This window comes from Mesorhizobium sp. M0047 (assembly GCF_040323315.1).
Lineage (GTDB): Bacteria > Pseudomonadota > Alphaproteobacteria > Rhizobiales > Rhizobiaceae > Mesorhizobium.
The window spans coordinates 114,680-133,912 of the sequence record NZ_JAMYUW010000001.1 but is presented as its reverse complement, the minus strand read 5'-3'; the positions used below and the strand labels follow the sequence as shown (position 1 = coordinate 133,912).

General features: G+C 62.2%; 17 protein-coding genes. 10 read left to right on the top strand and 7 right to left on the bottom strand.

The annotated features are described in order from the left end of the window. Nucleotides 1–116 precede the first annotated feature (116 nt). Nucleotides 117–1,301, bottom strand: coding sequence for a cystathionine beta-lyase (locus tag NKJ89_RS00630; RefSeq protein WP_352599013.1), 1,185 nt, complete (start codon nucleotides 1,299–1,301; stop codon nucleotides 117–119). A 601-nt stretch (nucleotides 1,302–1,902) separates the two neighbouring features. On the opposite strand from NKJ89_RS00630, the gene NKJ89_RS00625 reads away from it, so the two are divergent. The 7 genes from NKJ89_RS00625 (at nucleotide 1,903) to NKJ89_RS00595 (ending at nucleotide 8,867) form a co-directional block, all read left to right on the top strand. Continuing rightward, a complete protein-coding gene (locus NKJ89_RS00625; protein ID WP_352599011.1) occupies nucleotides 1,903–2,538 on the top strand; it encodes a DUF1326 domain-containing protein in 636 nt (211 codons plus the stop codon). A 9-nt stretch (nucleotides 2,539–2,547) separates the two neighbouring features. Then, complete coding sequence (locus NKJ89_RS00620) at nucleotides 2,548–3,402, top strand: DUF2182 domain-containing protein (RefSeq protein WP_352599009.1); 855 nt, start codon at nucleotides 2,548–2,550, stop codon at nucleotides 3,400–3,402. Between the two features lie 402 nt (nucleotides 3,403–3,804). Then, on the top strand, nucleotides 3,805–4,833 hold the full coding sequence (locus NKJ89_RS00615) for an amino acid ABC transporter substrate-binding protein (RefSeq protein WP_352599007.1): 1,029 nt from the start codon (nucleotides 3,805–3,807) through the stop codon (nucleotides 4,831–4,833). Between the two features lie 63 nt (nucleotides 4,834–4,896). Beyond that, on the top strand, nucleotides 4,897–6,084 hold the full coding sequence (locus NKJ89_RS00610; protein WP_352599005.1) for an amino acid ABC transporter permease: 1,188 nt from the start codon (nucleotides 4,897–4,899) through the stop codon (nucleotides 6,082–6,084). Nucleotides 6,085–6,093: 9 nt separating this feature from the next. Then, the gene (locus NKJ89_RS00605) at nucleotides 6,094–7,251 is read left to right on the top strand and encodes an amino acid ABC transporter permease (RefSeq protein ID WP_352599003.1); all 1,158 of its coding nucleotides are present in this window, start codon (nucleotides 6,094–6,096) and stop codon (nucleotides 7,249–7,251) included. A gap of 78 nt (nucleotides 7,252–7,329) precedes the next feature. After that, nucleotides 7,330–8,079: an amino acid ABC transporter ATP-binding protein gene (locus tag NKJ89_RS00600; protein ID WP_031260969.1), complete on the top strand. Its 750-nt coding sequence runs from the start codon at nucleotides 7,330–7,332 to the stop codon at nucleotides 8,077–8,079. Nucleotides 8,080–8,198: 119 nt separating this feature from the next. After that, on the top strand, nucleotides 8,199–8,867 hold the full coding sequence (locus NKJ89_RS00595; RefSeq protein WP_352599334.1) for a TIGR02117 family protein: 669 nt from the start codon (nucleotides 8,199–8,201) through the stop codon (nucleotides 8,865–8,867). A 220-nt stretch (nucleotides 8,868–9,087) separates the two neighbouring features. Here the strand turns inward: NKJ89_RS00595 and NKJ89_RS00590 are convergent, their stop codons facing one another. Beyond that, the gene (locus NKJ89_RS00590) at nucleotides 9,088–10,329 is read right to left on the bottom strand and encodes an FAD-dependent monooxygenase (protein WP_352599000.1); all 1,242 of its coding nucleotides are present in this window, start codon (nucleotides 10,327–10,329) and stop codon (nucleotides 9,088–9,090) included. Between the two features lie 19 nt (nucleotides 10,330–10,348). Next, nucleotides 10,349–10,594: a zinc-finger domain-containing protein gene (locus NKJ89_RS00585; RefSeq protein WP_023761953.1), complete on the bottom strand. Its 246-nt coding sequence runs from the start codon at nucleotides 10,592–10,594 to the stop codon at nucleotides 10,349–10,351. A gap of 244 nt (nucleotides 10,595–10,838) precedes the next feature. Between NKJ89_RS00585 and NKJ89_RS00580 the strand changes: the two genes are divergently transcribed. Continuing rightward, nucleotides 10,839–13,040: an RNA degradosome polyphosphate kinase gene (locus NKJ89_RS00580; RefSeq protein ID WP_352598998.1), complete on the top strand. Its 2,202-nt coding sequence runs from the start codon at nucleotides 10,839–10,841 to the stop codon at nucleotides 13,038–13,040. Beyond that, nucleotides 13,040–14,575 carry an exopolyphosphatase gene (gene ppx / locus NKJ89_RS00575; protein ID WP_352598996.1) on the top strand — a complete coding sequence of 512 codons (1,536 nt, stop codon included), beginning with the start codon at nucleotides 13,040–13,042 and terminating at the stop codon, nucleotides 14,573–14,575. The genes NKJ89_RS00580 and ppx overlap by 1 nt, the downstream gene beginning before the upstream one ends. Before the next feature lie 291 nt (nucleotides 14,576–14,866). On the opposite strand, the gene NKJ89_RS00570 is transcribed toward ppx, so the two are convergent. The 4 genes from NKJ89_RS00570 to NKJ89_RS00555 all read right to left on the bottom strand — a co-directional run bounded on the left by NKJ89_RS00570 (nucleotide 14,867) and on the right by NKJ89_RS00555 (nucleotide 18,074). Further along, the gene (locus tag NKJ89_RS00570) at nucleotides 14,867–15,271 is read right to left on the bottom strand and encodes a DoxX family protein (protein WP_352598994.1); all 405 of its coding nucleotides are present in this window, start codon (nucleotides 15,269–15,271) and stop codon (nucleotides 14,867–14,869) included. A 154-nt stretch (nucleotides 15,272–15,425) separates the two neighbouring features. Beyond that, entirely contained in the window at nucleotides 15,426–15,845 is a 420-nt protein-coding gene (locus NKJ89_RS00565; protein WP_352599332.1) for a DoxX family protein, read from the bottom strand. A 180-nt stretch (nucleotides 15,846–16,025) separates the two neighbouring features. Further along, a complete protein-coding gene (gene fumC / locus NKJ89_RS00560; protein ID WP_352598992.1) occupies nucleotides 16,026–17,423 on the bottom strand; it encodes a class II fumarate hydratase in 1,398 nt (465 codons plus the stop codon). Nucleotides 17,424–17,594: 171 nt separating this feature from the next. Then, on the bottom strand, nucleotides 17,595–18,074 hold the full coding sequence (locus NKJ89_RS00555; RefSeq protein ID WP_352598990.1) for a cupin domain-containing protein: 480 nt from the start codon (nucleotides 18,072–18,074) through the stop codon (nucleotides 17,595–17,597). A 77-nt stretch (nucleotides 18,075–18,151) separates the two neighbouring features. On the opposite strand from NKJ89_RS00555, the gene NKJ89_RS00550 reads away from it, so the two are divergent. Continuing rightward, nucleotides 18,152–19,117, top strand: coding sequence for a LysR family transcriptional regulator (locus NKJ89_RS00550; RefSeq protein WP_352598988.1), 966 nt, complete (start codon nucleotides 18,152–18,154; stop codon nucleotides 19,115–19,117). Nucleotides 19,118–19,233 lie beyond the last annotated feature (116 nt).

Sequence of the window (19,233 nt, the reverse complement as noted above, 5' to 3'; positions counted from 1 at the left end):
GGGAAGTAGAAATCGTGCTGATCGCAACGCAATGGCGCGATCTCATGGGATTTGAAAGCCAAATCGATCCGCGAAGTTGCGTTTTGTGGGAATAGAATTCCGTGACTTCTGATCGTTCAGGCTGTCGCCGCGGCGGTCAGGCCGCGCGAAATGTCGGCCTTCAAGTCGTCGACATCCTCGAGGCCGATCTGCAGCCGGATCAACGGGCCCTCATAGGGCGCTTTCGCGACAACACGGTCGCCGAGCCAGACCGGCACCGCGAGGCTCTCATAGCCGCCCCAGGAATAACCGAGGCCGAAGATACGCAGCGCGTCGAGGAAGGCGTGCTGCTGCTTTTGGCCGCCGCCGGCAAGCACGATGGAAAAGATGCCGCTGGAGCCGGAGAAGTCGCGCTTCCACAAAGCGTGGTCCGGGTGGCTGGGAAGGGCAGGGTGGAGCACGCGCGCCACGCCTTCCTGGCCTTCCAGCCAGGAGGCGATGGCGAGTGTGCTGCGCTGATGGTGCTCCAGGCGCACGCCCATGGTGCGCAGGCCGCGCAGCACCTGGTAGACATCGTCGGGCCCGGCGCAGCAGCCAAGCGTGCAGAAGCTTTCATAAAGATGCTTCCAGCAGTTCTCATTGGCCGACACCGTGCCAAGCAGCACGTCGGAATGGCCGGCCGGGTACTTCGTCGCCGCATGGATCGAAATGTCGACGCCATGGTCGAGCGGACGGAAATACAGCGGCGTCGCCCAGGTGTTATCCATCATGACGATCGCGCCTGCGGCGTGTGCCGCCTTGACGATGGCCGGGATGTCCTGCACCTCGAACGTGTTGGACGCCGGCGATTCCGTGAACACCACCTTGGTGTTGGGCTTGATCAACGCCGCGATGCCGGCGCCGACTTCGGGGGCGTAGTACTCGACCTCGACGCCCAGCCGCTTCAGCATCGTGTCGGCGAAGTTGCGGGTCGGGTGATAGACGCTATCGACGATCAGCAGATGGTCGCCAGCCGACACGAAGGCGAGCAGCGGCACGGTTACCGCCGCAAGGCCCGACGGCACCACGATCGTGCCGGCCGAGCCTTCCAGCGCGTCTATAGCGTGGGCAAGGGCATCTGTCGTCGGCGTGCCGCGCGTGCCGTAGGTGTATTTCTGGCTGCGTGCCGCCATCGACGCCGCGTCTCGATAGAGCACGGTCGAGGCATGCACCACCGGCGGATTGACGAAGCCGAAATAGTCATGCGGATTGTTGCCCGAATGGGCAAGCCGCGTGTTGATGCCCATCTCGCCGCTAACGTGCCCGCTGCCGTCTTTCGCCATTCTGCGTCGCCTTGTTTGACAAGCCGCTAGCCATAGTGCGGCGTCATGGACCGTGCAACAGCCACCGGCCGCCAGGGGATGGACTTCGAATATGCCAATTCGTCGCGGCAAAAGGTGGCGATTTGGGTGCGGCGCGCCCCCGCCGGTGCGTTGTCGGCAGATGCGCCGTTCTCCGCCGACAGGGCTACGAACTCGGGTCAACGGGTTCCTTCGGAGCCTTCGCCCGCTGACGGAGCATCAAACGAAAAACCCGCCTGTATGGCGGGTCACTGGCGCAAATCGGCACCATAAATAAATATATACCATAGCTGAGGTCACGAAATCAAGAAAAAATTCCTATCGTGAAAAGTTACCGACACAAAAGCTGCCGACACCGCCCAACTGGCTGTCGTCAGGTCTTTTGCTAACCTGAGTTCGGAGCCCTATCTCCGCCGATCGGCCTATTGTGGGCGGCTGCCAAAGATATATAATTGTCTGCTAATATTAATCGCCGGATTGCTTCGATCAGATGCTGCCGGATGGTTGTTGCCGGTTGACCTTCTGGTCCTCCACGATCTGGATCGCGCTCACGAAGCGTGAGCGCGGCAAGGGGAGGAATGCCATGCCCGACGTCAAATGGACATTGAAGGCACGCGAATTCATCAACTGCAACTGCGCTTATGGCTGCCCGTGCCAGTTCAACGCCATGCCGACATACGGTTTCTGCGAGGCGGTTGCTGGTATGGAAATCGAGAGCGGCCATCACGGCGACACCAAGCTCGACGGATTGCGGTTCGTCGGGATTTTCCGCTGGCCCGGCGCCATACACCAGGGCAGGGGCGAAGCCGCGGTGGTTATCGACGAGAGGGCAACCGAAGCCCAGCGCGGAGCGCTGCTTCGCATATTGGGCGGTATGGACACCGAACCGGGTGCGACGATATTCCAGGTCTTTTCGACCACGCTGGAAAAATTCCACGATCCGATCTTCGCCCCGATCGATTTCAACGTCGACGTCGAGGCGCGAACCGGGCGGTTGCACGTCAAGGGTGTGACCGACGGCCATGGCGAGCCGATCAAGAATCCGGTCACCGGCGCGGAACACCGGGCGCGCATCGACCTGCCGCACGGTTTCGAATACGCGATCGCCGAAGTCGGGCGTGGCTGGACCAAGACGACGGGCCCGATCAAGTTCGAACTGGCCGATTCGCACAGCCATTTCGCCAATCTGCATCTCACGCAGAGCGGCATCGTGCATTGAGCTGATCCGATGACCGACACGGCCCTTGAGGCGGTGCTGCGGCGCGACCGCGCGGTCGTGACGGCCGCGCTCGTCGTGATTGCCGTGCTTGCCTGGGCCTACGTTCTGTGGCTCGCCGCCCACATGGTCTTGCCCGGCTCCCCCTTGCCGGACGGCGCAGGCAGTGACATGTCCGGAGTGGACATGTCGAACATGGGCCGCATGGATATGGGCGCCACCGTGGCGCCCGGTTTCCGGGCTTGGGTACCGGCGGATTTCGCTTTCATCTTCACAATGTGGGCGGTGATGATGGTCGGCATGATGACGCCTTCGGTCGCGCCGATGCTGCTGCTCTATGCCGGCGTCGCTCGCAAGGCGCGGGCGGCCGGCCGGCCCATCGCTTCGACGGGGTGGTTTTTTGCCGGCTACCTCTCTGTCTGGGTCGTGTTCAGCATTGTGGCGACCGGTGCGCAATGGCTGCTCGCCCGTTTTGCCCTGCTCGATACCTCGATGACAACCGACAGCGCGATCCTCGGTGGCTTCGTCCTGATCGCCGCTGGCCTCTATCAATGGACAGCGATGAAGGGCGTCTGCCTGCGTCAATGTCAGGCGCCGATCGCGTTCCTGGCCAGCCATGGCGGGTTCCGCTCCGCTCCGCTCGGCGCGCTTCGGCTCGGCGTCAATCATGGCGCCTATTGTCTGGGTTGCTGCTGGGCGCTGATGGCTCTGCTGTTCGTCGGCGGCGTCATGAACGTGCTGTGGATCGCCGGCATCGCCATCCTTGTCTTGCTGGAGAAAACGGTCCCGACTGGCCAGTTGATCCCGCGCGTTTCCGGCGCGTCGATGGCTGCTATCGGAACCTGGCTCGTTTTTCGGGCGCTTTGAATCGGTCCTTGTCTCAAGGCGGTATTGGCTCGCAACCGCCCAATATGCGTTGGATACCGTTGCGCCGAGTCAGTAACGCCTAGGTATTGCCTGGGATGAATTGCGGCTGCCGCGGCCTGCATTTGCGTCGCATGAGCTTTGCCGGCTTGTTTGCGCTGTTGACTAATTCGCGGGCGCGTTTGTCTGCAATTCAGGCATTTGCGGCAATCGGTTTCAAACTCTTTCAGTTTAGGTCATTTCCCTTGACCTCACAGGAATTATCGCCTTCGATGACATTCGTGAATGGGAGGCGGCGCGTCGGTTACGATGCGGGGTGCCGGGAATGGGCCGGAACGGGAACTGCATTCACACGGGAAAAAAGTCAGGGTTTGCCCTGAAAACAGAGAAAAGGGTCTGTGGGTCATGAAACATATTGCTATCGGCATTCTTGGCGCCGCCACGCTTGGGTTGATGGCGTCGGCCGCGTCGGCGGCCACGCTCGACACCGTCAAGGCGAAGGGTTTCATCCAGTGCGGCGTCTCGACAGGCCTGGCCGGCTTCTCGGCGCCGGACGACAAGGGTGACTGGCAAGGCATCGATGCGGATTTCTGCCGCGCTGTCGCAGCCGCCGTCTTTGGTGACGGCACCAAGGTCAAGTTCACGCCGCTCAGCGCCAAGGAGCGTTTTACAGCGCTGCAGTCAGGCGAGGTCGACATCCTGTCGCGCAACACCACCTGGACCATCAATCGCGACACGGCACTTGGCCTGAATTTCGTCGGTACCACCTACTATGACGGCCAGGGCTTCATGATCAACGCCAAGAAACTGCCCGGCGTCAATTCCGCGCTGCAGCTTTCCGGCGCCGCCGTCTGCGTGCAGAGCGGCACCACCACCGAGCTCAATCTGGCCGACTATTTCAAGGCCAACAAGATGGAGTACAGTCCGGTCGTCTTCGAAAAGCTGGAAGAGGTCAACGCCGCCTATAACGCCGGCCGTTGCGACGTCTACACCACCGACCAGTCGGGCCTCTACGGCATCCGCCTGACGCTGGACTCGCCGGCCGACCACGTCGTGCTGCCCGAGATCATCTCCAAGGAGCCGCTCGGACCGGCCGTGCGCCAGGGTGACGACCAGTGGTACCACATCGTCAAGTGGACCTATTTCGCTCTGTTGCAGGCGGAAGAGCTTGGCATCACCAAGGCCAATGTCGACGAAATGAAGAACTCGCCCAGCCCGGAGATCAAGCGCGTGCTTGGCCAGGAAGCCGATACCAAGATCGGTACCGATCTCGGCGTCTCCAACGACTGGGTCGTCAACATCGTCAAGGCCGTGGGCAATTATGGCGAAATGTTCGACCGCAATGTCGGTTCGGGCAGCCCGCTGAAGATCGCCCGCGGCATCAACGCACTGTGGACCAAGGGCGGCCTGCAGTACTCTCCGCCGATCCGCTGATCGAAATGTGATCCGGGAGGCAGGTCGTCTGCTTCCCGGTTTCTCTTTCCAGGGGACGGTCGAATGGCATCGCAGGAAGTTCTTCGCGAGGAGCCCAGCCGAGGTTCCTTCATCAACGATCCAAGAGTCCGGGGCATATTCTTCCAGGCGGTGGTCGTCGTTGTGTTGGTGGCTGGCGTCTGGTGGATTGCCCATAACGTCATCGACAATCTGACCCGGCTGCGCATCGCGTCGGGCTTCGGCTTCCTCAAGGGCCGCGCCGGCTTCGACATCAGCGAGAGCGCCATCGCCTATTCATCGGATTCGACCTATGGCCGCGCCATCCTGGTCGGTTTCCTCAACACCGTGATCGTCGCCGTCGTCGGCATCATCACCGCGACAATAATCGGCTTCATTGTCGGCATCGGCCGGCTTTCGCAAAACTGGCTGATCAGGAAGATCTGCACGGTCTATGTCGAGGTGTTCCGCAACATCCCGCCGCTGCTGGTCATCTTCTTCTGGTATTCCGGCGTGCTTGCCGTGCTGCCGCCGCCGCGCGAGAGCATCAATTTGCCGTTCGGCTCTTTCCTCAACCAGCGCGGCTTCTATTTTCCGCGCGCCGTGTGGGGCGACGGCTCCTGGCTTATCTTCGTCGCTCTGCTTGTCGGCATCGCCATGGCGTGGTTCGTCGCGCGCAAGGCGCGGCAACGGCAGATGGCGACCGGCCAGCAATTTCCGGTGTTTTGGACGTCCGCTGCGGTGATCGTCGGGCTGCCTCTGCTCGCCTATGCGCTGAGCGGCTTCCCCTTGAGTTTCGATTACCCCAAGCAATCGACCTTCAACCTGACCGGCGGCTTCCAGGTCAGGCCGGAGTTCCTGTCGCTGTATCTGGCGCTGTCCTGCTATACCGCCGCCTTCATTGCCGAGATCGTACGCGCCGGCATCAGGGGCGTCAGCAAGGGCCAGACGGAAGCCGCCGGCGCGTTGGGGTTGCGGCCCGGATCGATCCTGCGGCTGGTCGTCGTGCCGCAAGCCATGCGCATCGTCATTCCGCCGCTGACCAGCCAGTATCTCAACCTGACCAAGAACTCGTCGCTCGCTATCGCCATCGGCTATCCGGACCTGACTGCCACCGCCGGAACGGTGCTGAACCAGACCGGCCAGGCCGTCGAGGGCGTGGTGATCATGATGGTGATCTATCTGGCCATCAGCCTTCTGACCTCGCTTGTGATGAACTGGTTCAACGCCAAGATGGCGCTGGTGGAGAGGTGAGGTAAGGACATGCAGGAACATGACATGTCCTGGGTGCGCACCGAAATGGCGCTGGCTGAGCCAGCACCTGCCGGCGTTGCGGGTTTCCAAGCGTGGGTGCGCAAGAACCTGATCGCTTCTACCGGCGACACCATCATGACCATCGCCGGCATCGCCCTTGTGGTGATGATCCTGCCGCAAATCATCAATTGGGCGTTCATCAATGCTGTGTGGACCGGGCCGGACCGGACCGCATGCGCCACCGTGGCGCAAGGCGGCGTCCAGCCGGAGGGCTGGACTGGCGCCTGCTGGGCTTTCGTCAATGCCAAATTCGGACAGTTCATGGTCGGGCGTTATCCGATCGAGGAGCGCTGGCGGCCGATTCTGGTCGCTATCCTGTTCGTGGCGCTGCTGGTGCCGATGCTCATCCCGAAGGTGCCGCGTAAAGGCCTGAATGCCATTCTGCTGTTCTTTGCACTGCCGATCGTCGCCTTCATCCTGCTGGTCGGCGGCATGTTCGGCCTGCCGCATGTCGAAACCTCGCTGTGGGGCGGGCTGCTGGTGACGCTCAGCCTGTCCTTCGTCGGTATTGCAGTTTCGCTGCCGCTTGGCATCGTGCTTGCGCTCGGCCGTCGGTCCAAGATGCCGATCATCAAGACGCTGTGCGTCATCTTCATCGAGACGGTGCGCGGCATCCCGCTGATCACAGTGCTGTTCTTCGCCAGCGTCATGCTGCCGCTGTTCCTGCCGGAGGGCGTCTCGTTCGACAAATTCCTGCGCGCTTTGATCGGCGTGTCGCTGTTTGCCGCCGCCTATATGGCCGAAGTGGTGCGCGGCGGACTGCAGGCAATCCCCAAGGGCCAGTATGAAGGTGCGGATTCGCTCGGCCTCGGCTATTGGCAAAAGATGTATTTGATCGTCATGCCACAGGCACTGAAACTGGTCATCCCGGGCATCGTCAACACCTTTATCGGCATGTTCAAGGACACCAGCCTGGTCATCATCATCTCGATGTTCGACCTGCTCGGCATTGTGAAGCAGAACTTCTCCGACCCGAACTGGGCAACGGCGCAGACGGCCAGGTCCGGCCTGATCTTCGCCGCCTTCATCTTCTGGCTGTTCTGCTTCGGCATGTCGCGCTATTCAATGTTCACAGAACGTCGGCTCGACACCGGCCACAAACGCTAAACAAAAGAACAAAGGGAACCCGTCATGGCCACCGAAAATGCCGTCAGCGCGGAAGAGATCAAGGTCAACGCCGCCAAGATGCAGATTTCGACCACCGATGTCGCCATAGACATCATCGCCATGCACAAATGGTATGGCGAATTCCATGTGCTGAAGGACATCAATCTGAAAGTGATGCGCGGCGAGCGTATCGTCATCTGTGGCCCTTCGGGCTCCGGCAAATCGACGATGATCCGCTGCATCAACCGTTTGGAAGAGCACCAGAAGGGCAAGATCATCGTCGACGGCAAGGAACTGACCAACGATCTCAAGAAGATCGATGAGGTCCGCCGGGAGGTTGGCATGGTGTTCCAGCACTTCAACCTGTTCCCGCATCTGACCATTCTCGAGAACTGCACGCTGGCGCCGATCTGGGTGCGCAAGACCCCGAAGAAACAGGCCGAGGAAATCGCCATGCATTTCCTCAAGCGCGTCAAGATCCCCGAACAGGCCCATAAATATCCCGGCCAGCTGTCCGGCGGCCAGCAGCAGCGCGTGGCGATCGCCCGCTCGCTGTGCATGAACCCGCGCATCATGCTGTTCGATGAGCCGACTTCGGCGCTCGATCCGGAAATGATCAAGGAGGTGCTGGAGACGATGGTTGGCCTTGCCGAGGAAGGCATGACCATGCTGTGCGTCACCCACGAGATGGGCTTTGCCCGCAAGGTCGCCAACCGCGTGATCTTCATGGACCAGGGCCAGATCGTCGAGCAGAACACGCCGGCCGAGTTCTTCGACCACCCGCGCCACGAGCGCACGAAGCTGTTCCTGTCACAGATACTGCACTGATCGTTTTTCCACGGACGCAAGAAGCCCGGCCGAAACCTTGGCCGGGCTCTTTTTCGTATGGATCGCCAGGAGGTCGGGCAGATGTGTTGCGCAGGAGCGCCATCGCAGGGCTGCCGTCGATGAAGCGGCTCTGGCGATGTCTCGGCCTGGTGGTTGCGGTGGTGACGTTGACGGTTGCGCTGGGTGCGTTGGTGCCGCGGCCGCTATGGCCGCCGGCCGCCGCGGCGGCACCCGCCGCCACCCATCGCATCCTGGTGCTGAAGAACCCGATTCACACCGACATCGCCATTCCGATCGACGATGCCGTGCGCCAGCGCTTCCGCTTCCTGGTCGACGCCGGCATACCCGCCGATAGCCCGGAGGTGCGCTACATCGTCTTCGGCTGGGGTGGCCGCGCCTTCTATCTGGAGACGCCGACATGGTCTGAGTTGAAGGCGGTGCCGATGGTGAAGGCACTGACCGTCGATGCGTCGGTAATGCATGTCGAGGTCGCCGCCGACATCGTCAAGGGTCCTGACATTGCCGGCTTCGACATCGGCGAGGAGCGCTTCGCGGCGCTGCTCGATTTCATCGATGCGAGTTTTCAGCGGGATCCGACGGGTCCGACGCTTGTTCCGGGCGCGACCTATTCCAGGTTCGACGGCTTTTACGAAGCCAATGGCCATTTCAATGCATTGGTCGGCTGCAACACGTGGACGGCGGCTGCCTTGCGCATCGCCGGCTTGCGCACCGGCTGGTGGAACCCGCTGCCCGTATCGCTTGGCCTGTCGATGCGGTTTTATAATTAGACGGGGGTGTGCGGCGCTGTCGAATGCGATCCGCCTCATTCCTTCGCGCCCCCCTCTGTCCTGCCGGACATCTCCCCCACGAGGGGGGAGATTGGCGGTTTCGGCGTCCCGTTCTTTTCTGCAACGTTCGAGATTGGCGAAATCCGCGGTGCCGGCCGATCTCCCCCCAAGTGGGGGAGATGTCCGGTAGGACAGAGGGGGGCGCTGTCCCGCCGGCCTGTCAACGCCTGACAACAGCCTCCGCTGACCACCCATAGAGCCAGTCCAAATCCGCCGCGAGCTTTTCAGGAGAGCGCATCATCAGGAACAGGTTGCGCGCGATCGCCACTGGGCCTGCGGCATGCCAGGCAAGGCGGTTGATGGCGCCGCGGCGTGCGACCCTGGCGACGCGCGGCCGCCGCAGGTTCTCCCAGATTTGCAGGCTTCGTGCCGGCTCGGCAGGGAAGTCGGCAACAACATTTGCTAGCGTCGCCGCGTCCTCGATCGCCATGGCCGCGCCTTGCGCCGCGAACGGCGTCATCGCATGTGCGGCGTCGCCGATCAGCGCGATGCCGTCCGGCATTGTCCAGGGTTGCTTCTGGTCGACCGTATGGAGTGGCCAGGTCAGCCACGGGCCAGCCCCTTCCACCAGTCTTGCAAGGCCAGGCGCGGTGCCGCGCATTGCGCCGGCGAGGATGCCGGGATCGGCATGGCCGGACCAGCCTTCGGCGATGCGTTCGCCCTTGGTGAAGGCGACGAGATTGAAGGCGTCACCCCCGCTGACGGGATAGGCGACCATATGGAAGCCCGGGTGCAGGAAGGTGGTGACGCAGTCCGAGGCGCCGATCGCCGCGAACGCCTGCCCTGCGGCACTCTGCGCGGCAATGGTCGTGCGCCAGGCCAGTTCGCCGGAAAAGCGACTTCTTGGCGAGGCAGCACCCTTGGCCGAATCGACAAGCCCGCGCACCGAGGACCAGACGCCATCGGCGCCGATCAGCAGGAGCCCCCCGGCCGCGATGGATCTGCCATCGATCTCGACCGTCGCGGTGATGCCATGTGTTCCGGTGGCAATGCCGTGGAGGCGGGCGCCAGTGACGATCTTGATGTCGGCGATCTCGCCGGCACGCGCCATCAGTGCACTCTGCAGATCGGCCCTGTGGGCGACGAGATAGGGCACCTGCCAGCGCGTCTCGGCGATTTGCCCCAACGGCACGCGTGCCAGTTCGCGCAGCGTCGCTGCGTCCTTCAAGACCACGGCTTCCGGCCGCACCGCTGTCGGCAGCAGCCGGTCGAGCACGCCAAGCTGGCCAAGGATGCGTGTCGCGTTGGGAGAAAGCTGGAGGCCGGCGCCTACCGCTTCCAGGCGTGGCGCCTGTTCGAACACCTGCACGGAATAGCCGTGTTTGGCGAAAGCAAGCGCTGCGGTCAGCCCGGCGACGCCCGCCCCGGCGATGAGGACTTGCCGGGAACGCATGTCGTTCATCGAGCTTGTCGCGAAAGAATCAGGCAGCCTGGTCGATATAGATGCAGCCGGCCGGCAGCGTTTCCGTCGCCTTCAGCTTGGGCGAATAGCGGTACAGCGTCGAGCAATAGGGGCAGACTTTTTCATTGTCGTCGCCCATGTCGAGAAACACATGCGGATGATCGAAAGGCGGGTTGGCGCCCGTGCACATGAATTCCTTGACGCCGATGTCGATAGCCGGGTAGCCCGCATCGTTCTGGAAGTGGGGAATGGAACCGCCTGCCATCGTCGTCTCCTTAACGCAGTCTCTTCTGCATCTGGATCATAACAGGCGTCTTTGCAAGTTCGATGAAATGAAACTGTCGCAAAAGCCTGTCAGAGGATAAGTTAAGCCGGTTAACGCATGACCCGGAAAACCGACTTCGGTTTTCGGAAGGGATCATGCGTTGCCTTGGAGTGGTTGAGCGTCCTTTGCGCGTCCTGGAGGACGTGCGGCGCCCTAGCCGGCAGACTGTGTGGAAGAGCGGAATATGAATGAACTGAAGCCGGTGCAGAGCGAATTCACCAACGTCGAGGCGGCAAGCCCGGAAGGCGGCAATCCCGATCGTTTCGTCAATCGCGAATTTTCCTGGCTGCAGTTCAACCGGCGCGTTCTCGAAGAATCGCTGAATCTCAATCATCCGCTGCTGGAGCGTGTCCGTTTCCTGTCGATCTCGGCCGCCAATCTCGACGAGTTCTTCATGGTGCGCGTCGCCGGCCTCGCCGGCCAGGTGCGCGAAGGCATCGTGCTGAAAAGTCCTGACGGGCGCACCCCCGAACAGCAGCTGGAACAACTGCTGCGCGAGGTCGAGCGGCTGCAGGAAGACCAGCAGAAGAGCCTGTCTGCGCTCACGGTGCTGCTCAACAAGGAGGGCATCGAGACCATTACCCGCGACGCGCTCACCAAGGACGAGAAAATCTGGCTGGAAGACCATTTCCAGGAGCAGGTGTTTCCGGTGCTGACCCCGCTGTCGATCGACCCGGCGCACCCGTTCCCGTTCATCCCCAATCTCGGCTTCTCGATGGCGCTGCAATTGCGTCATCGCAAGAACGGCGAAGAGATGAGCGCGCTGCTGCGCCTGCCGGTGGCGCTCAAGCGCTTCATCCGTCTGCCGGACCGCAAACGCCATGTCCGCTTCATCCCGCTGGAGGAGGCGGTCGGCCTGTATATCGGCAAGCTCTTCCCTGGCTATGAGGTCAAGGGCTCGGGCACGTTCCGCATCATCCGCGACAGCGATATCGAGGTCGAGGAGGAGTCGGAAGATCTCGTGCGCCTGTTCGAGACGGCACTGAAGCGGCGCCGCCGCGGCTCGGTCATCCGCATCGAGTTCGACATACTGATGCCGGCGGAACTGCGCGATTTCGTCGCTGGCGAGCTTGGTGTCTCGTCGAGCCGCATCAGCGTGCTCACCGGTCCGCTGGCGCTCAGCCAGATCTCCGAAATCGTCGCCGTTCCCCGCGACGATCTCAAATTCACGCCTTACAATCCGCGCTTTCCGGAGCGTATCCGCGAGCATGGCGGCGATTGCTTCGCCGCCATCCGCGAGAAGGACATCGTCGTCCACCATCCGTATGAATCCTTCGACGTGGTGGTGCAGTTCCTGCGTCAGGCGATGGCCGACCCGGAAGTGGTGGCGATCAAGCAGACGCTTTACCGCACCTCCAATGACAGCCCGATCGTGCGCGCGCTGGTCGACGCGGCCGAGGCCGGCAAGTCGGTCACGGCGCTGGTCGAACTCAAGGCCCGCTTCGACGAGGAAGCCAACATCCGCTGGGCGCGCGACCTGGAGCGTGCCGGCGTGCAGGTCGTGTTCGGGTTTCTCGAACTGAAGACACATGCGAAGATGTCGCTGGTGGTGCGGCGCGAGGACGGCAAGTTGCGCAACTATGTGCACCTCGGCACCGGCAACTACCATCCGGTTACGGCCCGCATCTACACCGACCTGTCCTTCTTCACCACCGATCCGACGATTGCCCGCGATGTCGCCCAACTCTTCAATTTCATCACCGGCTATGCCGAGCCGACAGATGAAATGCGTCTGGCGATCTCGCCGTTCACGTTGAGAAGCCGCATCTTGAAGCATATTGCCGACGAGATTGCCTATGCTGTGGAAGGCAAGCCGGCGCGCATCTGGATGAAGATGAATGCGCTCGTCGACCCGATCATCATCGACGCGCTCTACGATGCCAGCCGCGCCGGCGTCGAGATCGACCTCGTCGTGCGCGGCATCTGCTGCCTGCGGCCGCAGGTTCCGGGCCTGTCGGAAAACATTCGTGTAAAATCGATCGTCGGGCGGTTTCTCGAGCACAGCCGCATCTATTGCTTCGGCAACGGTCACGGCCTGCCGTCGGACGAGGCTATCGTCTACATCTCATCGGCGGATCTCATGCCGCGCAATCTCGACCGCCGCGTCGAAACCATGGTGCCGATCACCAACCCAACTGTGCATGAACAGATCCTTGGCCAGATCATGCTTGGCAACATCATGGACAATCAGCAAAGTTTCGACGTATTGGCTGATGGAACTTCCCGGCGCGTGGTGCTGGAGGAGGGCGAGGAACCGTTCAACGCGCAGGAATATTTCATGACCAATCCGAGCCTGTCGGGACGGGGTGACGCGCTGAAGTCGCACGCGCCCAAGCGCATCGCGCAATTCAAGCGCCGCAAGAAGAACGCCGCAGCGTCCGGCTGATGCTGTCTAATTCCCAAGGCCGGTTGCAGGACCGTCGACCGCTGTCCATCATCGACATCGGATCGAATTCGATCCGTCTCGTCGTCTACGAGGGGCTGTCGCGCTCGCCAACCATGCTGTTCAACGAAAAGATGCTCGCCGGTCTCGGCCGAGGCATCGTTTCGACCGGCAAGCTCGACCCCGAGGCGGTGACGCGCTCGATGGAAGAGTTCCGCCGCTTTCGCGCGCTCTCCGACCAGGCCGGCGCCGAACAGATGTATGTGCTGGCCACCGCCGCCGCCCGCGAGGCTATCAACGGTCCCGATTTCATCCACCGCGCCGAAGATGTGCTCAAGACCGAGATCCGTGTGATCAGCGGCCGTCAGGAAGCCTATTATTCGGCGCTCGGCGTCATTTCCGGCTTCCATCCGGCCGATGGCATCGCCGGCGATCTGGGTGGTGGCAGCCTCGAACTGGTCGATGTCAACGGCGAAGCAATCGGCGACGGCATAACGCTGCCGCTGGGCGGCCTGCGCCTGCAGGACATGGCAAAGAACTCGCTGACCCAGGCGGCCAAGATCGCGCGTGACGAACTCGCGAGGGCTAAGCTGTTGAAAGGCGGGCAGGGCAGGCCCTTCTACGCCGTCGGCGGAACCTGGCGAAATCTCGCCCGGCTGCACATGGAAATGACCAACTATCCGCTTGGCGTCATGCACCACTACGAGATATCAGCCGAAAGCGCGTCGAGCTTCCTCAAGCAGGTGGCCAAGGCCGAGATCGAGAAGGTCAAGGGGATCGAAGGCGTTTCCAAGAACCGCCGTTCGCTGCTGCCTTATGGCGCCATCGTGCTGCAGGAGATCATGGCGGCGATGCAGCCGTCGAAGATCATCGTCTCGGCGCTCGGCGTCCGCGAAGGCTTTCTCTATTCGCTGCTCGACAAGGCAGAGCAGAAGGCCGATCCGTTGATTTCGGCCTCGGAGGAACTCGCCCGCCTGCGCTCCCGCTCCGTCACCCATTCGCATGAGCTTGTCGACTGGACCGCAAGGACCTTTGCCGCCTTCGGCATCGACGAGACCGAGGACGAGGCACGCTATCGCCACGCGGCGGCATTGCTCGCCGACATCGGCTGGCGCGCGCATCCCGAATACCGCGGCAAGCAGTCGCTCAACATCATCGCGCACGCGTCGTTCTTCGGTGTCGACCACCCCGGCCGCGCCTTCCTGGCGCTGGCCAACGCCTACCGTCACGACGGCATCTTCAACGAATCCATCGCCCCTGAAATCAAGGCGCTGGCGACGCCGCGCTATCTGGAGCGGGCAAGAGTGCTGGCGGCGATGATGCGCGTCGTCTATCTGCTGACGGCGTCGATGCCGGGCATCATGCCCAGGCTGAAATGGGAACAGCGCGGCAACGGCGCGCTGGCGCTGGTCTTGCCGGCGTCGCTGGCCGACCTTTATGGCGAACGGCCGGCCGGACGCCTGGCGCAACTGGCAAGGATCACCAACCGCCGTCTGGTGCTGGCCGTCGAGGGTGGCCCTAGTGTCTCGGTGAAGTGAACACGGCCTACCAGAGCGTGACTTAACCCACGCGGATATTAGACTAGACCAACTCAATCGCGCCACTTGTCAGCGGCTTCGCGTTTGATGACCGGCTTCCCCCAATCCGTCGCTGCTTCGCAGCGCCACCTTTCCCCCCTCCGGAGGGAAAGGAAGGGAGCCTAGCGTGAGGAGCGTTGGCTAGAATCAGTTCGCGCCCTTCCTCTACCCCGTCGATCGGGGGAGAGGTGGCTCGGCGAAGCCGAGACGGAGTGGGGGTCGACCAACTCGGGCGCGTCTAAGCAAAGATAATCAAACCGCGCCACGCCCGTCGATCGACCATACCCCGGCGCCGGCCATGGCAAGCGCCAGGAAGCCGCCTGATGTGGCGATGTCCTTCATCAGCATCTGCTGGTGCAGGAAGGCGAGCATCGCGTCGCCGCCACCCTGGCCGTAATGGCCGATGAAACCGGCGGCAATGCAGAAGGCGGCGAGCAGCAGCGCCGCAATCCGGGTCTGGAAGCCGACCAGGATGAGCAATCCGGCGATGAGTTCGAACAGTCCCGTGCCCCAGGCGGCCAGCGTCGGCAGCGGCAGGCCGAGGCCGGCGAAATAGCCTGTCGTGCCGGCAATGTCGCTCAGCGCGTGAAAACCGGAGGGCACGAACAGGGCGGCGAGCAGCAGCCGGGAAAGCAGAAGCAGCGCGTTGCGGGGCATGTTCACCTCCGTTGTCGGTCGAGCTGGGCGATTAGGGCCATTCCAAGCCGTGATCATAGCAGGAATCAACCGGCTGAGACGTCTGCACCGACAACGAAAAAGCGGCGCGGAAAATTCCGCGCCGCTTTTTTGTTGAGCTATCGCCAGGCTTGGCTCAGCCGCGCTTGGCGTCGATGGAGTAGGCACCGGCACCCGAGGAAGCCAGCAGCAGGAAGCCGCCAGTGATGGCGAGGTTCTTGAGAAACTGGATCATCTGCATCTGGTCGGCCCAGCCGGTGTGGGCAACCAAGCCGGTGGCGACGGTGAAGACAGCGAGCACCCAGGCCGCGGCCCGGGTCTGGAAGCCGACGAGGATGGCGAGACCACCGAGAAGCTCGATCAAGCCGACGATGATAGCCGTTACGGTCGGCAAGGGCAGGCCGAGGCTGCCGAAATAGCCGGCCGTGCCGGCGATGGCGGTGAGCTTGCCGAAACCTGAAAGCAGGAAGATGACCGCAAGCAGGACGCGGCCGAGGAGGATGGTGGTTGAGGCATTGGATGCGCCGGAACCGGCGACTGAAGTGTTGGTGGACATGGTGGCTCTCTCCGGGAAGGGGTTGATGCCGGTGAGATAAAGCATGCGGACTGTTCACCAAAGCCGTCAGACTGGCGACACATTGTTCACAGCGCTTACATTTCCGTGATCGGACGACCTGAGCAAAATTCGCCTCGGGTCAGGACACGACAGGAGTAAATTCTCCCCTCACAAAATGTCCTAGCCCGGATGCGTCATGTCCTCCGGCCGCACCAGCCGGTCATAGTCGGCTTCGCTGACGAGCCCGGTGGCGAGCGCTTCCTCGCGCAGCGTGGTGCCCTTCTTGTGCGCGGTCTTGGCGATCTTTGCCGCATGGTCGTAGCCGATGGTCGGCGCCAGCGCCGTCACCAGCATCAGCGAGCGGTCGAGTGCCGCCTTGATGTTGTCTTCCCGCGCCTCGATGCCGACGACGCAATTGTCGGTGAAGGAGACCGAAGCGTCGGAGAGCAGCTGCACCGACTGCAGGAAATTGTAGGCCATCAGCGGGTTGTAGACATTGAGCTCGAAATGGCCCTGGCTGCCGGCGAAGGTGAGCGCCGCATTGTTTCCGAACACCTGAACGCAGACCTGCGTCAGCGCCTCGCACTGGGTCGGATTGACCTTGCCCGGCATGATCGACGAGCCCGGCTCGTTTTCCGGCAGCGACAGTTCGCCGAGGCCCGAACGCGGGCCGGAACCGAGGAAGCGGATGTCGTTGGCGATCTTGAACAACGCAGCCGCCGCCGCGTTGATGGCGCCGTGCGAGAACACCATGGAATCATGGGCCGCCAGCGCCTCGAACTTGTTCGGCGCGGTGACGAAGGCGATGCCGGTGATGGCGGCGATGCGATCCGCCACCTTTTCGGCAAAGCCGACCGGCGCGTTGAGGCCGGTGCCGACAGCGGTGCCGCCCTGCGCCAGTTCCTGCAGCCCGGGCAGCGTCAGCTCGATGCGCTTGATCGACGAGGCGACCTGCGCGGCATAGCCCGAAAATTCCTGGCCAAGCGTGAGGGGGGTGGCATCCTGGGTGTGCGTGCGGCCGATCTTGATGATGTGCGCGAAGGCCTTGGTCTTGGCTTCAAGTGCCTTGTGCAGATGTTTCAGCGCCGGCAGCAAATCGTGCACGATGCGCTCGGCGCAGGCGATGTGCATGGCCGTCGGATAGGTATCGTTCGACGACTGGCTCATATTGACGTGATCGTTGGGATGCACCGGCTTCTTCGAGCCCATGACGCCGCCCAGCATCTCGATCGCCCGGTTGGAGATCACCTCATTGGCGTTCATGTTGGACTGCGTGCCCGAGCCGGTCTGCCAGACCACCAGCGGAAAATGGTCGTTGAGCTTGCCGTCTATGACCTCTTGCGCCGCCTCGACAATCGTCTTGCCGATCGAAGGATCAAGCCGCTTCAGCTCCATATTGGCCTCGGCCGCCGCCCGCTTGACGATACCCAGCGCGCGCACGATCGACGCCGGCTGCTTCTCCCAGCCTATCTTGAAGTTGCCGAGAGAACGCTGCGCCTGCGCGCCCCAATAACGGTCGGCGGCGACTTCGATCGGGCCGAACGTGTCGGTTTCGGTTCTGGTCTCTGCAGCGGTCACGGGTCTCTCCTTGTCGAAGTCGGCAACGGCGTATCGCGTTGCACAAACGGCTTCAAGCGGAGATTGCGGGCGGCAATGATGCAAATCGGTTGAAGGTGCGCCTCCGCCTTCTCACGTAAGGAAAAAGGCGGAGGCGCGTGTCGGCTTGCCTCGAATGTCCTGAACGGCCAATCAGGCTAGCGGCGGCCCCACAATGTCGATGCCGTTCTCTGCGCAGAGCTGTACCAGCACCGCGATGATTTCCGGTGTCGGTTCCATCTGCGGCGGCAGCTCTGGCTGTTCGGCGGGACGGCTCGCTTGACGCAGCATCGTCTCGAAGTCGGAGCCGCGCGTGATGGTTAGGGTTCGCGCACCTTTTGGAGATTCGACCCGGTAAGTGTGCGGTAGGCCTTTCGGCGCAATGACGGTTTCGCCGGCGTCTGCAATGCGTTCGTGGCCGTCGATTTCAAAGCGTAATCTCCCGTCCAGGACGTGAAAAACTTCGTCTTCCCTGCGATGCACATGCAGTGGCGGAGAGTCGCCATAGGGCATGCGATGCTCGACGACGCAGATGCCGTCTTCTCCTGCGGCCGCCGAGACGTGGATCGCGACGAGCGTGTTGTTGAACCAGAAGAGCTCCTTGCCTGTGATCGTCCGGGCGGTCATTGTCATGGCTGTCTGATCCTTCTGTTGCTGTGCCGATGACCACCTAACCAAGGACATGCCCACAGCGGAAATCGAATGATCATATGGGGCGAATTGATGCGATGAATTTGAATGCGCTCGACCTCAATCTCGTCAGGGTGTTCGACGCCCTTCTGCGGGAGAGAAGCGTTACGCGTGCCGGCGAGCAGATCGGCCTCAGCCAGCCTGCCGTCAGTGCCGCGCTCAATCGCTTGCGGCATCTCCTCAACGATCAGCTGTTCGTTCGGCGGGGCAATGACATGATGCCGACGCCGCGCGCCGAGAGCTTGGCCGAGCCTTTGCGCGTGGCCCTTCGCGAAATCGAACGCGTCTTCCATTCGGCGAAGGCGTTCGATCCGGCAGAGCTGGAGCGAACCTTCACGTTCATGGGTGCCGATTTCTTTTCCATGCTGCTGATGCCAACCCTGGCGGCACGCATCGCCGGCGCGGCGCCGCGCGTGTCGTTAAGGTTTCTCGATAGCGCGCGCGGCGACGTTTCGCGGCTGCTCCAGGAGGATGAAATCGACGTAGCGCTCGAGCGTCCGCTGGAGGTCTCCGACTGGGTCTCAAGCACGCCTCTATTCCATTCACCATTCGCCATCATCGCCGCGGAAGACAACGCTGCGATCAGGCAGGCGGGTACTGCCGAAGGCGAGCCTTTGCCGATCGAGCTTTTCTGCGAATTGCCCCATATTCTTCGTTCTATTGACGGCTCGATGTCGGGCGCCACCGACGAGGCGCTCCGCAAAATTGGACGAACGCGTCGCGTAAGCCTGACACTGCCGCACTTTCAGGCTGTCGCATTGGCAGTGGCAAATGGAAACCACCTCGCAGCGGTTCCCAGGCAGTTCGCCGTTTGGGCGGCGAGGACCCTGCCGCTCGTCATCTTTGAACCGCCGCTCCCCATTGCCGTTCCTGAAATCAGAATGTACTGGCACGCGCGCCACGACGACGAGTCTCCTCATCGCTGGGTTCGCGATCAGATCCTGGAGGCGGTAGGCGCACTTGGATTTGTGGAAAGCTGCCACTGAAATTTGCCGGCGCCTGGTCTGGCAACCGGACGGATCACCCCGCCGTATATCCCCCATCGATGGAGAAGATGCCGCCACTGGTCCAGGCGGCCTCTTCGCTGGCCAGGTAGACCGCG